Source organism: Collinsella sp. HCP3S3_E5 (genome assembly GCF_052067635.1).
Classification (GTDB): domain Bacteria; phylum Actinomycetota; class Coriobacteriia; order Coriobacteriales; family Coriobacteriaceae; genus Collinsella.
The window spans coordinates 1-14,913 of record NZ_JBQHQF010000016.1; the positions used below are offsets into that span (position 1 = coordinate 1).

Annotated in this window: 15 protein-coding genes and 2 pseudogenes; 11 read left to right on the top strand and 6 right to left on the bottom strand. The window is 58.2% G+C overall.

What is annotated here, in order from left to right; genetic code table 11:
• Positions 1-341: 341 nt before the first annotated feature.
• A complete protein-coding gene (locus tag ACTM82_RS06115) occupies positions 342-596 on the bottom strand; it encodes a hypothetical protein (RefSeq protein ID WP_441055226.1) in 255 nt (84 codons plus the stop codon).
• Positions 597-615: 19 nt separating this feature from the next.
• Here ACTM82_RS06115 and ACTM82_RS06120 point away from each other — a divergent pair, with 19 nt between their 5' ends.
• On the top strand, positions 616-951 hold the full coding sequence (locus tag ACTM82_RS06120) for a hypothetical protein (protein WP_441055224.1): 336 nt from the start codon (positions 616-618) through the stop codon (positions 949-951).
• Between the two features lie 447 nt (positions 952-1,398).
• On the opposite strand, the gene ACTM82_RS06125 is transcribed toward ACTM82_RS06120, so the two are convergent.
• Together ACTM82_RS06125 and ACTM82_RS06130 are read right to left on the bottom strand one after the other, a co-directional pair.
• A complete protein-coding gene (locus tag ACTM82_RS06125; protein ID WP_441055223.1) occupies positions 1,399-1,593 on the bottom strand; it encodes a hypothetical protein in 195 nt (64 codons plus the stop codon).
• A 30-nt stretch (positions 1,594-1,623) separates the two neighbouring features.
• Positions 1,624-2,724, bottom strand: coding sequence for a type II toxin-antitoxin system RelB/DinJ family antitoxin (locus tag ACTM82_RS06130; RefSeq protein WP_441088524.1), 1,101 nt, complete (start codon positions 2,722-2,724; stop codon positions 1,624-1,626).
• Between the two features lie 93 nt (positions 2,725-2,817).
• Here ACTM82_RS06130 and ACTM82_RS06135 point away from each other — a divergent pair, with 93 nt between their 5' ends.
• From ACTM82_RS06135 to ACTM82_RS06145, 3 genes and pseudogenes are all read left to right on the top strand, one after another.
• Entirely contained in the window at positions 2,818-3,342 is a 525-nt protein-coding gene (locus ACTM82_RS06135; protein WP_441055219.1) for a hypothetical protein, read from the top strand.
• A complete protein-coding gene (locus tag ACTM82_RS06140; protein ID WP_441055217.1) occupies positions 3,342-3,530 on the top strand; it encodes a hypothetical protein in 189 nt (62 codons plus the stop codon). Before ACTM82_RS06135 ends, ACTM82_RS06140 begins: the two co-directional genes overlap by 1 nt.
• 479 nt (positions 3,531-4,009) lie before the next feature.
• A pseudogene (locus ACTM82_RS06145) lies at positions 4,010-4,264 on the top strand (Rep family protein); the annotation flags it as partial.
• Positions 4,265-4,278: 14 nt separating this feature from the next.
• Here the strand turns inward: ACTM82_RS06145 and ACTM82_RS06150 are convergent.
• Positions 4,279-4,662, bottom strand: a pseudogene (locus ACTM82_RS06150) (pyridoxal 5'-phosphate synthase glutaminase subunit PdxT); the annotation flags it as partial.
• 20 nt (positions 4,663-4,682) lie between these two features.
• Complete coding sequence (pdxS, locus tag ACTM82_RS06155) at positions 4,683-5,573, bottom strand: pyridoxal 5'-phosphate synthase lyase subunit PdxS (RefSeq protein WP_441055215.1); 891 nt, start codon at positions 5,571-5,573, stop codon at positions 4,683-4,685.
• A 145-nt stretch (positions 5,574-5,718) separates the two neighbouring features.
• Between pdxS and pdxR the strand changes: the two genes are divergently transcribed.
• Positions 5,719-7,149 carry a MocR-like pyridoxine biosynthesis transcription factor PdxR gene (gene pdxR, locus ACTM82_RS06160; RefSeq protein ID WP_441055213.1) on the top strand — a complete coding sequence of 477 codons (1,431 nt, stop codon included), beginning with the start codon at positions 5,719-5,721 and terminating at the stop codon, positions 7,147-7,149.
• Positions 7,150-7,696: 547 nt separating this feature from the next.
• A complete protein-coding gene (locus tag ACTM82_RS06165; protein WP_441055211.1) occupies positions 7,697-8,569 on the top strand; it encodes a hypothetical protein in 873 nt (290 codons plus the stop codon).
• A 250-nt stretch (positions 8,570-8,819) separates the two neighbouring features.
• Here ACTM82_RS06165 and ACTM82_RS06170 read toward each other — a convergent pair whose 3' ends face one another.
• A complete protein-coding gene (locus tag ACTM82_RS06170; RefSeq protein WP_154517090.1) occupies positions 8,820-9,380 on the bottom strand; it encodes a ferritin family protein in 561 nt (186 codons plus the stop codon).
• Between the two features lie 408 nt (positions 9,381-9,788).
• Here ACTM82_RS06170 and ACTM82_RS06175 point away from each other — a divergent pair, with 408 nt between their 5' ends.
• The 5 genes from ACTM82_RS06175 to ACTM82_RS06195 all read left to right on the top strand — a co-directional run bounded on the left by ACTM82_RS06175 (position 9,789) and on the right by ACTM82_RS06195 (position 14,861).
• Positions 9,789-10,304 carry an iron-containing alcohol dehydrogenase gene (locus ACTM82_RS06175; RefSeq protein WP_441055210.1) on the top strand — a complete coding sequence of 172 codons (516 nt, stop codon included), beginning with the start codon at positions 9,789-9,791 and terminating at the stop codon, positions 10,302-10,304.
• A gap of 9 nt (positions 10,305-10,313) precedes the next feature.
• Entirely contained in the window at positions 10,314-11,693 is a 1,380-nt protein-coding gene (locus tag ACTM82_RS06180) for an aldehyde dehydrogenase (RefSeq protein ID WP_441055208.1), read from the top strand.
• A 123-nt stretch (positions 11,694-11,816) separates the two neighbouring features.
• The gene (locus ACTM82_RS06185; RefSeq protein ID WP_441055206.1) at positions 11,817-12,143 is read left to right on the top strand and encodes an HIRAN domain-containing protein; all 327 of its coding nucleotides are present in this window, start codon (positions 11,817-11,819) and stop codon (positions 12,141-12,143) included.
• Between the two features lie 18 nt (positions 12,144-12,161).
• On the top strand, positions 12,162-12,953 hold the full coding sequence (locus tag ACTM82_RS06190; protein ID WP_441055204.1) for a metallophosphoesterase: 792 nt from the start codon (positions 12,162-12,164) through the stop codon (positions 12,951-12,953).
• Between the two features lie 150 nt (positions 12,954-13,103).
• Positions 13,104-14,861: a DUF2130 domain-containing protein gene (locus ACTM82_RS06195; protein ID WP_441055202.1), complete on the top strand. Its 1,758-nt coding sequence runs from the start codon at positions 13,104-13,106 to the stop codon at positions 14,859-14,861.
• Positions 14,862-14,913: the final 52 nt, after the last annotated feature.

The following is a 14,913-nucleotide window of genomic DNA, read 5'->3' on the forward strand; positions in this document are numbered from 1 at the left end:
CCTATGGCACTTCAACATCATTGTCGCAGCCCCGACCCGCGGTCACGAGCGGGGGCTCCTATCTTTTTAGTGCCCTCGGATTGGGTCATAGTGTCTGTCGTTGCCAAAACATCGGCGTTGCCTTGATCCAAACCTGCCAAAAAGGGACAGGTTTATTTTGGTCGGTATTATCTGGGCAAACGTGGCCGTCTATCGCAATGTAGTCGTTGAGAACGTCCCCAACGACTACATAGTATGAGAGTGGATAATCTCCCGGTTTGAGCCTGCATTCAAGCTCAAAGTGCGAGATTTCCACTCTCATTTGCTATGCGTCCGAAAATCCACGTTCGTTTGTTTACTGCCTACATTTGGAGGAAGAGCTCGTGGAGGCGGGTGTCGTCGCCGAGCTCGGGGTGGAAGGTAACGCCGAGCTGATTGTCTTGACGGGCGGCGACGATGCGGCCATCGACTTCGGCTAGGGCCTTGACATTGCCGTGCACCTCGACGATGCGGGGTGCACGGATAAACGTTAACGGCACTTCACCGTCGATACCGCCTACCTGCCCCTTGGTGCGAAAACTGCCGAGCTGCCTGCCATAGGCATTGCGCTCAATCAAGGCGTACGCGCGCTATCTCGTGCACCTCGATGATCACGACAAGCACCGGTACAGCGAGGCGGACGTGGTTGAGCTGTGCGGCGCGAGCTGGGGAGCGGTTGCGCTCGACGATCACGAGGAGCGGGACCGCATCCTGTCCGAGGTTGAGGATTGGCTGGACGAGCAGGGCGTGACGAGCTACCGCGCCCTGTGCCGCTACGCCCGCGCGCGCAAGCCGGAGTGGGTGCACGTGATACGCACGAGCACGATTCACCTCATGGCGTACGTACGCTCTGCAGAGTGGGAGTATTCGCAGAGGGAATACTCTGCGCAATACGACGAGAAACACGCTGCGCGGGACGGTGAGGCGGAGTGAAGGCGCGGACGTTTAGGCTGTCTGACGAGGATATTAAGCTCATAGACAAGTTGCAGTTAGAGCTGGGCGGAAGCAAGACAGACGCAATACGATTTGCAATACATGCGGGTATGGATGCAGTACGCAACACCCAAGGAGTAGGAGACAGCGGTACGGACGGCTCGGCGGTGTCAGAGGCCGTTTCGGCACTGACGGCTCAGCTCGGCGCCGCACGACGAGCAAATCGCGACGCTCGGAGAGGCGCTGAGGGACGCACAGCGAACGGCGCAGGCGGCGCAGATGCTTCACGCTCAGGAGCGGGCGGCAATCGAGGACGGGAAGAAGAGGCGCTGGCGATTCCCATGGTCTCGTGGGAAAGAATGATTCACAACTGAGAGAGACTGCGCAGAAGGGCCGCCCAGCCGAATCGAAAACGGCTGGGCGGCCCTTTGGGTTATTTATTGTTCATCACCCCTTTTTCATGTAGTAGTTGCCGGTGGTTGAGCTCTTGGCCTTCGTGTAGCCGCCGAAGCTCTGGCCGGTGTGCTGGTGCGCGCGTGCAGCCGAAACGTGTGCACCAGTTCGATGATTGGTGAATCCACCGGAACGGGAGCTTCCGAAGCTTCGCGATGCATACCCCCTGCTGTGTCCGTAGCGTGCCATTGCCTCCTCCTTTCCGTCTCGAATGACCCTCTAGTCCTCGTTCTCGTTGTTGAGAATTTGCATGATCTTCTTGAAGGCTTCAGCCTGCTCGATCATCTCATCGGGACTCAGGTTCTTCTCGGGTTTCGGCATCACCTGAGTGATGTTCTGGGTTCCCGGAACGCCGTTCTGCGCCCTAATCAGGTCAAGGAGGTGTTGATGACTGGCTTCCTCCATGCGAGCGATTTCGTCCTTGTTTTTCTGCAGGCGCTCGTCAGCCTTTGAAAGCCACTCGCGATAGTCCTCCATTGCCTTCAAGGCATCGAATACATGGGCGAGTTCAGGTTGCCCACCGGAACCGATGAAGCGCATCGAGAGGTTCGATGGGTGCTCGCTGGCGACATCGAGGACGGTCGAGATGATGTAATCGAGAACCGAAGCCTTCTCCTCCGTCGTGAGGTTAGATGGCTCGCAATCAATGACGCTGCGAAGGCTGGCTTCCGATTCGAGTGCCTCGGCGGCGGTTTCCGACGCCTTTTTGGCAGCAGACTCGACTCCCTCTGCATATGCGTCGCAGAAACGCTTTCCTCCCTCGCCGCCGGCTTCATCGTCTTTCGCATCGGCCATGAAGAGTTCCCCTACAGACCGAGCCTTAACTGCGAGCGCCTCTCCGGAGGAAATGATGTTGCTGACGGAGCTGAGGTCCGTTTTAGCCTCGGCTTCGGCGAGCTGCAATGTAATGAACCTCGGGATGTCTGAATCTCTGTCGGCGTAGGCGGAAAGAGAAGCCTTCCCGCGTGAGTCAATGAACTCGTCTATCATCCTCAGATAGAGGTCGAATGCTGCGGAGAATGCCCCAGACTCGATGTAGGTCTTCGCCTCACCAACCTTGGACTCTGCGATCCAGAAGTCCGGATCCACGGACTGCGTGAACGGCACCTTTCGATCCTGGGCGACTTGGCGCAGACACATCCCGATGTAGGCGCTCATGTTGAGTCCCATACCGGACAGAACGCCCTCAGCAGCTCCCTTCACGACCGGGTCGATCTTGATGTTGACGTTCTGGACGGTGGTCTGGATGTCCTTGATTCCCTTCATTTTCGTTCCCTTCACTAGGTGGTTGCCGCCTTTCGGCAACTTCTTTTGATTCATAGTAAAACACTAAGTAAAGAAGAAGTCAATATAGAATGTAGAAAATCTCTTTTCAGAGTATTTTTATTTGCTTGTGCTGGGAGTTTGAGGGGCGTGAGCGAGACGGTAGGCATCGAGGGCGGCGAATTGGTCTACAGGCGCACGTTCAAGGGCGGAAACAGTGGCGTCGCCGTTGTCGGCTACTGCGCCGCTCCGGGCGCCCCGGCCGAGCCGCTAGATGGTGGTCGACCGGCGTCGCAGTCGGCAATCCCGATCACGGTCATCGTCCGGGAGGCGCGCGAGGTGGTGGCGACCGCCGAGGAGGTCAAGGAGCTGGACGGCATCGAGGTGGAGGCCGAACGGCGCTGGGTTGGCAGCGCGAGCGGCGTCCGCTACGTGAACGGCGGCGGTGTGGGCGACGGCGGCGGCGACGGTGAGGGCGACAGGCAGACCGAGCCCGAGCGACCGGGGCAGGACGCGGGGCAGGATGACGGTCTGGGCGGATTCTCCGACACGTTCGCGGCGATGGCGTCGGAATATGCGGTGGATTCCGAGGACGATGACGGTGGCATGGTGAACGAGGCAGTGAGCGATTTTCTGCGCCGGAGATGTTCCGGCGGATTTGGAGTGGGGAGTTGATGCAGATGCGTGAGGTCGACTATTCGCGCCCGGTCGGGCCGAGGAAGAAGCCGGGCAGCGACGATGACGACGGGCAGGCAGTGAAAAAGTACACGTACTGCGTGCCTCGCGAGGTCATCATGGACGATGACGAGGAGACCGACGAGCTGAACCACAAGCGCCGCCGCGCTGATGATCTAGAGCCATAAAGGGCGGGGGTATGGGGGCCCGTGGCCCCCCATCCTTGCCCATCTAATCCGGTGCCCCGTGGGACGCTGAGAGGCGTTCTGCGGGGCTTTCTCGTTCATGACCGGCAACGCCTTCTCCCTCCCTCCATGCCGCCCTTAAATCGGCTGAGGTTGGTTCTGCGTCAGCCAGACCCTTGGGGGAGGTGGACTACGACTCTCCCCCAAGGGAGTTCCATAATCCATACCCTCTTTTGAACTCGTTTTTTACCTTTTGGAATGGGTCTATAGTTCCAAAAAAAATACCCGCCCGGCTGGCGGCTAACCGAGCGGGGCGGGTTACAATGATGGCCAAGGCTGCGAGATGTTGGCGCATCGCGCAGCGCCATAACGAGGCTGCGGCTCGTAGGCACCATGGCCATATTCTAACCGGCTGGCTACCGGTTTCCGGCTGCTAAATGGTGAAAACACGAGAAGCGACCTCCCGCGTAGGGAGGTTTTTCATGCCAATCAAAGACCCAGAAAAGAAAAGAGCTGCACAGAGGAAGGCAGATGCTCGAAGAGGGCCGCGCGCTCGCGGTTGGGCGTGCGTGATCTACCCGGAGAGCGCGTCTGATGGCTGGCGGGACGCTCTGGCCGAGCAGCACGTGCAGGTGCTCGTGTCGCCGCTGCACGATGCGGACGTGACGGCGGACGGCACGCCCAAGAAGCCGCACTGGCACGTGCTGGCGATGTTCGAGGCGCCGGCGACCGAGAAGGCCGCCGCGTCGCTGTTCGCGGTCGCCGGGGTGACGGCACCGCCTGAGATGGTGCGCTCAACGAGTATATCCATGGTTGCCAAGCGCGGTGTCCCCTTGTCATCGTGGGCGGCAAGGTCGCGCGCCAACAGAATCAGACCGGCACAAGTTCCCAGTACAGGCATACCTTCAACAATGCGGGTACGAAGATCCTTGAGCATATCGAGTTCGGCAAGTAGCTTGCCCTGAACGGTGGACTCGCCGCCGGGAAGTACCAGACGGTCAAAGTTCTGCTGCAAATCGGCCGCCTGCCTCAGCTCAATACAGTGTGCGCCCAGCTCGGATAGTCTTGCTTCGTGCTCGGCAAAAGCGCCTTGGACCGCCAGCACGGCGACCGTTTGGTCTGCATAATCGCTCATGGGCGATCCTTTCTGCCGGACTAGCGCCCGCGCTCCTCCATGATAATCTCGATCTCGTCGGCGTTGATGCCCACCATGGCCTCGCCCAGGTCCTCCGAAAGCTCGGCAATGAGTTTGGCATCGGTGAAGTTTGCCACGGCCTTGACGATGGCGGCGGCGCGCTTGGCCGGGTTGCCGCTCTTAAAGATGCCCGAGCCCACAAAGACGCCCTCGGCGCCCAGCTGCATCATCAGCGCGGCGTCGGCGGGAGTCGCTACGCCGCCGGCGGCAAAGTTCACGACGGGAAGCTTGCCCGTGGCATGGACCTCGCGGACCAGCTCGACCGTAACCTGCAGTTGCTTGGCTGCCTCAAAGAGCTCGTCATCGCGCAGGGCAACAACGTCGCGGATCTGCTTTTGGATCTTGCGCATGTGACGCACGGCCTGGACGACATCGCCCGTACCCGGCTCACCCTTGGTGCGAATCATCGTGGCGCCCTCGGCAACACGGCGCAGCGCCTCGCCCAGATCGCGGGCGCCGCAGACAAACGGCACGTCAAACTGGGTCTTGTCGATGTGATAGACGTCGTCGGCAGGGGAGAGAACCTCGGACTCGTCGATGTAATCGATCTCGATGGCCTGCAGGACCTGCGCCTCGACAATGTGGCCGATGCGGCACTTGGCCATAACGGGGATGGAGACGGCCTCTTGGATGCCCTTGATCATCTTGGGGTCGCTCATGCGCGAGACGCCGCCTGCGGCACGGATGTCGGCCGGGATGCGCTCGAGTGCCATGACGGCGCAGGCCCCCGCCTCTTCGGCGATGCGTGCCTGCTCGGGCGTGGTGACGTCCATGATGACGCCGCCCTTGAGCATCTGCGCGAGCTCGCGATTGAGTTTGACGCGATCTGCCTTGCTGGTCTGTTCTGCCATGGTTGCTCCCTTGGTTGGCATGTGCATTGCTTGACGGAACATCCTATCGGGGAGCTGGATATGGCGAAATACTCAGTTTTAGAGATAATAATAAGGTCAGACTAATACCAGATTGAATAACTCAATAAGGTCAGGTGACAAACTCATGCTTGACTACAATTTGGAAAAACGCGGCGACGCATCGTTCTATGAGTATATTTACCAGCAAATTCGAGATGATATCGTTGCTGGACGCATTGCGGCGGGGGAGCATCTTCCGTCTAAGCGCGCCTTTGCCAATCATCTGGGAATCAGTGTCATTACCATCGAGAATGCATATAGCCAGTTACTTGCCGAGGGCTATATTTGCTCAATGCCGCGTCGTGGCTACTACGCTTGCAAGCTTCCGGATGCACCGGTTTTGGCTTCGGCTGCAGAGGGTATCGACCGGGATGCCGTCTCTGCGGGTTCCGGCGCGCATGATGTCAACGGACAGGTCGAGCGATTCGATGCACTTTCTCCTTCTGCTTTGGAGGCGGCGCGGCTTTGGCAAAGCGCGCTGCGGGCGACGCTGGCATCCGAAGACGAGCGCGAAATCTTTTCGACCGCGCCGGCACAGGGCACCACTCGGCTACGACGCGCAATTGCCCACCATCTGCGCGGGACAAGGGGTATGAATGTCGACCCCAACAACGTTGTTATCGGCGCAGGCGCCCAGCTGCTCGATACCATGTTGGTTCAGTTGCTTGGAGCCGACAAGGTGTATGCCGTTGAGGACCCGGGCTATTTGCGCCTGACGCGCATCTATCAGGCTATGGGTTGCAAAGTTCGACATATCCCGTTGGATGATGAGGGCGTAGACTTGAGCACTCTGCAGAAAACGGGGACCGATGTCCTTCACCTGATGCCGTCCCATCAGTATCCGACCGGCCTTGTGACGAGCATTGCGCGTCGCTATGCGCTGCTGAGCTGGGCCGCCGAGCGACCAGGTCGATATCTCATCGAAGATGACTTTGATTGCGAGTTTCGTCTGGCCGGCAAGCCGATTCCCGCGCTTGCTTCGATCGATGCCGCTCAATCGGTCATCTACACCAACACGTTTTCGAAGAGCCTTTCATCGGCGTTGCGTCTAGCGTACATGGTGTTGCCCGATGAGCTGATGGAGCGGTTTAGGTGCGACCTTGGTTTCTACTCCTCGTCGGTGAGCTCTGTCGACCAGGTCGCTTTGGCTCGTTTGCTGGAATCGGGTGATTACGAGCGACATGTGAACCGCGTGCGCGTTCGTGCTCGTGAGGCGCGTGATGGCCTGGCGGCGCTTGTACGGAATGCGTTTCCAGCAGGAGAGGTTTCGATCGAGCATGCAGACGCAGGCCTTTACTGCACCGTGGTTGCGGAGCGGGGAACGGGCGGAAGCTCTTTTGCGCAGGCCCTCACGCGCTCGAGCATCCCTTTTATCGACATCAGTAACTGTTATTGGTGCGCCGATGGCGCATCTGTCCCTGAAAACTCAACTCAAATTCTTGTCCAGTATGACGACCTGAGTCCGGAGGTGCTTAATACCCTGGAATCGCAGCTAATGGGGCACTCTGTAACCTAAGTGAGTAGACTTTTGGCACTTTGGCGACCAGACAGTTTTGTAACAAGCTATCTACCTGTGGTTTTGAGAAGTGGGATCATCGGTCTGCTCGGGATGTTCCAAAAAGTCTACTCACTTGCCGCGCAAAGCTTCCGCATGAGAAAAAAAGTGGGGTTTCCAACAGGGCTTCGTCCAGTTCTCGGTAAGCTTTTGGCCAGTTGGGGAGGGCTGTTGAAAACTTTGCAGTTCGTTCGGCGCCATTTTTGGTGCGTTCGCTCCAATGAGAGACCGACTGGGTTGAAATTCGTGCTTTCCTGTGCCTATGAAGGATCTACTTTGTGACATATCGGCTTTTAGGTACTGGCGTTTGCCCCCTCAAGTCCGCGCTTTGTGTCCTCCGCTTCCGCGGCCGGATGAAGACCGGCAGCGATATGACCTCGTCCGCAACCCGACGGCTGCGGTCGCGCTCGGTTTTCCGTTGTATACATTGGTTCGGACGAGAAACAAACGGACTTGCCCTGCCAACATTAGGCAGCGGCTGTTTCTTGGTGAACTCCCCAGGGAATCCGTGCTGGAAACGGAGCATGGATTTTTGGTCACGTCTCCTCTGCTGACGGCATTTATCATGTCTCGACATCTGACGGATCTCCAACTTCTTCTGGTATTGGCGGAGATGTGCGGCTTGTTTGCGGTATGCGCCCTGCCGGCGGCACTTGAGGTGGAGCTTTCGCGTGCAATTGATTCGGGTACGATTTCGACAACGTTGGGTTGGGTGCGCTGCCCGTCCGAGGGCGGCGCCGCCTCAAATTTGTGGCGTCGCGACGCTTTGGTTTCGGATGGGGACCTTGACCGTTTTTGTTCAGATGTTTGCGGGATGCGTTACGGCAATCGATTTATGGCGGTATCGCATCTCGTTCCATTGGGTACCGCTTCGCCTTTTGAGGTCGAGGCGTATTTGTTGCTTGGACTGCCGCGAGCCCTGGGAGGTGAAGGGTTTTGCGGCATAGAGCTCAATGTCAAAGTGGTGCTAAGCACAAGTGCTCGAGCGATTGTAGGAAAGACCCGCGTATATATCGATCTACTTCTTTCCTCGCCGGACGGGAGGCGACAGGTGGCCATTGAATGTCAGGGAAAGGCCTCGCACGGGCGCGCGGGGGATGGCTTGCGTGACGCTGACCGCATGACGGCGCTTCAAGCCATGGGCTACGACGTGCTTCTCCTGACACACGGACAGATATCCGATGAGGATAGATTCCGTGCGATCGTTAAGGCTGTATGCAGGATGCTCGATGTTGAATATCGTGATAAAAGCTTGGATGAGCAAAGGGCTGAGGCATTACTCCGGTCTGAACTATTCGTTGACTGGACAAAATTGGGAGTAATCGACGGAAAGATGTCCATTGGACACAAAACAGCTCGATCGTGGACAGCGCGGATCTAAGTGAGTAGACTTTTGGCGTGATGGCGGCCAGGCCGTTTTGCAACAAGTCATTTACCTGCGGCTTTATAGAGCAATATGGATGGTCTGCTCGGCAAGTTCCAAAAAGTCTACTCACTTAGTTTTTGACGAGAAGTCGATGCCGAAAGTGGCCCTATTTCAGGGCGTTAACGAGTTCATGAGACAAGAAAAAAGGCCCGAACCATGCGGTTCGGGCCCTTTAAAGTTAGAGATTATCTCTCAGGCGGTTGGCTTAGCCAAAGTAGCGCTTGAGCAGGCCGGCGAAAGCCTTGCCGTGGCGGGCCTCGTCGCGAGCCATCTCGTGCACGGTATCGTGGATGGCATCGAGGCCAGCGGCCTTGGCGCGCTTGGCAAGATCGGTCTTGCCGGCGGTGGCGCCGTTCTCGGCCTCAACGCGCATCTCGAGGTTCTTCTTGGTGGAGTCGGTCACGACCTCGCCCAGGAGCTCGGCGAACTTGGCGGCGTGCTCGGCCTCCTCGTGGGCAGCCTTCTCCCAGTATAGGCCGATCTCGGGATAGCCCTCGCGATGGGCGACGCGAGCCATGGCCAGGTACATACCGACCTCAGAGCACTCGCCCTCAAAGTTGGCGCGCAGGTCGGCAACGATGTCCTCGGAGACGCCCTCCATCTTGGCGACGCCCACGACGTGCTCGGCAGCCCACTCGAGCTTGCCCTCCTCCTGCTTCAGGAAACGAGAACCGGGAACGCCGCACTGGGGGCACTTAAAATCCTCGGGCAGCTGGTCGCCGTCGAACTCTTCCACATAACCGCAAACGGGGCAAACAAATTTCATGATTCGATCCTTTCGATGGATGGCGATGGGGCGCTTGTCCGATCCCGTAAGGGCCCTCTCCGGACGTGCGTCTTGACGAGTTCTATTATCCATAAATGCAACAAAATGTGAAGCCTATTAGGAATGATTTTTGATAAAACAATTTTGAGAGATGAAGATGTTGATTGATTAACGATTGGCAGGCCGCCTGCGAGCTCTGATGAGTACAATCGGTCGAACAAATGTTGACCAATCAACAAATGAGGGAGTTTCCTTTATGCATCTAGCCCGCCGCTGCGCCTGGTGCCGAACGTATCAAACGGTTTTTCGCATCGCATCGCCGGTGCTGCCCTATACCGAGCCACGCATTCTGGAGCATGCTGAGAGAGCGCCTGCCAGGCCATTATCGGCTTTGGCGGTGGCTCGGCCATGGACTGTGCCAAGGGCGTGGGAGCACGAATCGCGCAGCCAAACAAGCCCATCAACAAGATGCGCGGCCTGCTGCGCGTCCACCGTCTCCTGCCGCTGCTTATTGCGGTTCCCACTACCGCCGGTACGGGAAGCGAAGTTACGCTCGCGGCGGTTATCACCGATGACGAGACGCACTACAAGTACCCCATTAACGACTTTGTGCTTATCCCGCGCTTTGCGGTGCACGACCCCGAGTTCACGCGCGGTCTGCCCGCCTCCATTACGGGGCAGACGGGCATGGGCGCCCTGACGCATGCCGTCGAGGCCTCTATCGATTGGGTCGATCGAATGAACGCCGCCTTGGACATTCCCAAATATGTGCCGGGCATTCGCCGCTCCGACATTCCCGAGATGGCGGCGCCTGCCGATGCCGAGGCCAATCCGCTGTACCCCGTTCCACTTTTGATGGACCGTTTGGAGCTGATGCGCATGTACGAGGTCGTCGCGGGTGGTATGTTTGAGGGCGAGAACTAGGAGGGGTCCATGAACACCGAGGAAATTGCGCGCATTGTCGGAGACCAGCGCGTCTACTTTAAGACGCACGCCACGTTTGATGTCGATGCTCGACGTCGTGCGCTCGTGAGTTTACGCGATGCGGTGCGGGCCCACGAGGCCGATATTGCCCATGCGCTCAAGACCGATTTGGGAAAGTCGCATGACGAGGCGTATATGTGCGAGATCGGCACGTCGCTTTCCGAGATTCGTCATCAGATCGCGCATGTGGCTCGATGGAGTCGTCCGCGCCTGCGTCCGTGCGACCTTGCCAACGCCGTGAGTGTGTGCAAAACGCAAGCCGTGCCCTATGGCGTCACGCTCATCATGGCCCCGTGGAACTACCCGTTTTTGCTAACGCTCGAGCCGCTCGCCGGCGCCCTTGCCGCGGGCAATACCGTGGTCATCAAGCCGAGCGCCTATGCTCCGGCATCGAGTGCGGTGCTCAAGCAGATCTGCGAAGAGGCATTTGATCCGTGCCTGGTGACAGTTGTCGAGGGCGGGCGCGCCGAGAACGAAGCGCTGCTCGATGAGTGCTGGGACAAGATCTTCTTTACCGGTAGCGTTCCGGTCGGCAAGCTCGTCATGGAGCGCGCAAGTAAAAACCTTACGCCCGTGACGCTTGAGCTGGGTGGAAAGAGTCCCTGCATCGTGGATGCGACGGCAAACTTGAAGGTTGCGGCACGGCGTATCGCCTTTGGTAAATGGCTCAACGTGGGGCAGACCTGTGTGGCGCCCGACTACCTGCTGGTCGATACGCGCGTGCACGACGAGTTGCTGGGCCTCATCAAGGAAGAGGCGCGCCGTATGTTTGGCGAGCATCCGCTCGACAACGAGGATTACGGGCATATCGTCAATGCCAAGCATTTTGCACGCGTGCATGGGCTAATCGATTCCGATAAGGTTGTGCTTGGAGGTGCTGCGCGCGAGGCTTCGCTCAAGATTGAGCCGACAATTTTGGACGGCGTGGCCCCCGATGACGCCGTGATGCAGGAGGAGATTTTCGGTCCCATCTTGCCGGTGCTGACGTTTGAGAGCCTAGACGAGGCCGAGACGTTTATTACGGATCGTCCGACGCCGCTGGCCCTGTATATCTTTAGCCAGGACCGTGAGGTTCAGCAGCGCTTTGTGCGTTACGTGCCCTTTGGTGGCGGTTGCGTCAACGACACGATCATGCATCTGGCTACGAGCCATATGGGCTTTGGCGGCATGGGAGCGAGCGGTATGGGGCAGTACCATGGACGCGAGAGCTTCGATACGTTTAGCCACAAGAAGAGCATCGTGAACAAGGCAACGTGGCTGGACGTGCCATTCCGCTATGCCCCTTACGCAAACTGGAAGCACAAATTCGTGCGCATGTTTGTGCATTAGAATCAGATGACATAGGGACAAACGGTCGAAAAGACGCAGGCAGGATGAATTTGTGTCCGCACGGACTCGTAGACTTCTCGGCAAGGTTAAACGCCGGTTTATCCGGCCGTTAGGGGAGTTGCTATGTACGAGCCTTCACGTGTTCTTCTGTCGTTTCACATTGCGGGATTTCAGTATGCCGACGGCGCTTTGGTCCTGGGCGATCTTAAAGCGGGCGATAGACTGACGCTGTGCGCCGAGCGCGATAATCCCCATGATCCCGAGGCGGTTGCGATCTACTACGGCAACACCAAGCTTGGCTATGTTCCGGGAAACGAGGTCGGTCCGCTGTCCTTGATGATGTATTACGGCCATGAGGACGTATTTGAGGCCCGCGTGCAGCAGGTTGCCCCCGAGCGTAGCCCGTGGCACCAGGTGCGCGTTGGCCTCTATGTGGTGGATGCCCGCTAATCGGTAAGGGAGGCTGCCATGTTTGATGACGACGACCTGTTCGATCTGACGGACGATCCGTTTGAGTGGGATACGCTACTCGACGACGATGAGCTGGAGCAGGACCGTAAGATGCGACAGGACAAGAAAACTCAGGGTGATGCGTCGAAAAAGAAAGACAAGCGCCGTCGCGGACTGTTTGGCGGGCTCTTTGGGCAACTGCCGCATCGCTGCGTCTGTATACTTAGCACGAGTTGGACGCGTTGCGAAATGAGGACTGAGACGATGATGTGGTTTACCGCCGACCTGCACCTGGGCGATACGAATATCTTGCACGACATGGACCGACCGTTTGGCTCGGTTGAGGAGATGAACCGCAAGGTCATCGATGTCATCAATGAGTGCGTGGCTGCGGACGACCGCCTCTATATTCTGGGCGACTTTACCTATCGTCTGCCCCTAGCGGATGCCGTGCGCCTGCGCGAGCGCATCGAATGCCAGAACGTGACGCTCATCCGTGGTAACCATGACGGCGACTGGGAAGATCCCGACGTGCCGCAGATTTGGGAAGACGTGCGTGATTACCTGGAGATTGCCCCCGGCTATGCCAAGGGTCATCGTCTGGTTATGAGCCACTACCCCATGCTCAGCTGGAATGGCAAGGCACGTGGCGCCATCATGCTGCACGGGCATATCCACAGCAGGGGAGACCGCACCAATACGCGCAACCGCGATCGCGAACGTCCTATCTTTCGCTACGATGTCGGCCTCGATGCCAACGAGTACAAGCCCGTAAGCCGTGACCAAATCCTAGGCTTCTTTGGATTGTAATTCTCGAACCGTCACGCAAAACGCCACAAAGGGGACGGGCACCTTTGTGGCGGTTCTGGCGCCGTTGCCATTATGGTGGCGGCACCTTTTTTGTCCGTGCGGCGCGGTAGAGTGTAGGCGGTTGAAATTTGCGTCCTTCGAGGAGCTGCTATGAACGAGATCAAGTGCCCACATTGCGGCGAAGTTTTTAAGGTCGACGCGTCCGGCTATGCGGATATCGTCAAGCAAGTGCGCGATGCCGAGTTTTCGCGCGACCTGGATGAGCGTGTGAAGGCGGTCCAGCGCGAGGGCGAGCAAGCGCTGGAACTTGAGCGCTCGCGTTCGATGGCTGCCTTGCAAAAGGCAGAGTCCCAGCGCAACGCTCAGCTTACCGAGCAGAAGAACGCTGCGGCTCAACAGCTGGCACAAGAGGTTGCCAAGCGCGATGCTGAGCTCGCCGAGCTGCGTGCCAAGCTCGAGGGCGCTGCCGCAGAGCGCGAGAGTGCAAGCCAGCGCGCGGCGGTAGAGGCACGAGCCAACGCTCAAAAGGAGAATGCCGAACTCCAGCGCGAGATTGACAATTTGCGTGCGCAGCTGGAGCGCAAAGATGACGAAGCCAAGCTTGTCGAGTCGGCGGCGCGCAATGCCGCTCAAAACGATTTAGCTGCACGTGATGCTCAGATTGCCGAGCTGCAGGCCAGGCTTGCCGCGGCGGACAAGGCCCAGGAGATGGCGCTTGCCGCTGCCGCGGCAGAGTCGCAGCGTGAGCTCGATGCCGCTCGCAGCGAGGCCGAGCGCGCGCTTGCCGACTATCGCGCGAAGGTACAAGAGAGGTTTTCCGCCGCAAAGGCTCAGTCTGAGCGCGAGGCCGAGGGCCTTCGTGCACAGCTTCGTGAGCAAGAACTTTCTGCAAAAATGGAGCTGTCGAAGGCGGTCGCCGCGGCGGAGCGAGAGCGCGATGAGGCGCGTGCCAAACTGACGAGCGAGCTGGCGGTGCGCGATTCTCGCGAGGAACAGGCCAAGGCGGCACACGAGCTCGAGCTTGCGCAGGCCAAGCGCGCGAGCGATGACCTGATTCGCTACAAGGATGAAGAGATCGAGCGCCTTAAGGACATGAAGGTCCGTCTGTCCACCAAGATGGTGGGCGAGTCGCTCGAGCAGCACTGCGAGACCGAGTTTAACCGTCTGCGCATGACGGCATTTCCCAACGCGTACTTCGAGAAGGATAACGATGCGTCCGAGGGTACCAAGGGCGACTTTATCTTCCGCGAGTGCGACGCGAGCGGCAACGAGGTCATTTCGATTATGTTCGAGATGAAAAACGAGAACGACGAGACCGCGACCAAGCATAAAAACGAGGACTTCTTTAAGAAACTCGATCACGATCGTCGCCAGAAAGGCTGTGAGTACGCGGTGCTCTGCACGCTGCTCGAGCCCGAGAGCGAGCTCTATAACGTAGGGATAGTCGACGTGAGCTATCGCTACGAGAAGATGTACGTGATTCGCCCGCAGTTTTTCATTCCCATGATCACGCTCCTTCGCAACGCCGCCATGGGCTCACTGCGCTATAAGCAGGAGCTGGCGGAGTACAAACAGCAGAATATCGACGTCACGAACTTCGAAGCCAAGATGGAGAAGTTCAAGAATGATTTCGGTCGCAACTACGAGATCGCGAGCCGCAAGTTCCAAACGGCAATCGATGAGATCGACAAGACGATTAGCCATCTGCAGAAAACCAAGGAGGCATTGCTGTCCTCCGAGAACAATCTGCGCCTAGCCAACAAGAAGGCCGACGATCTTACCATTCGCAAGCTCACGTGGGGCAACAAGACCATGAAGGCGGCGTTTGACGAGGCGCGCGGGGCTGCGCCAGAGACAAACGATGAGCCAGCCGAGGTGGATTCGTATGAGGTCGAGGATACCGAGTAAGGCATAGCGTATAGTGCAAAAACGGGGCCGCTGGCGATATTGCCAACGGCCC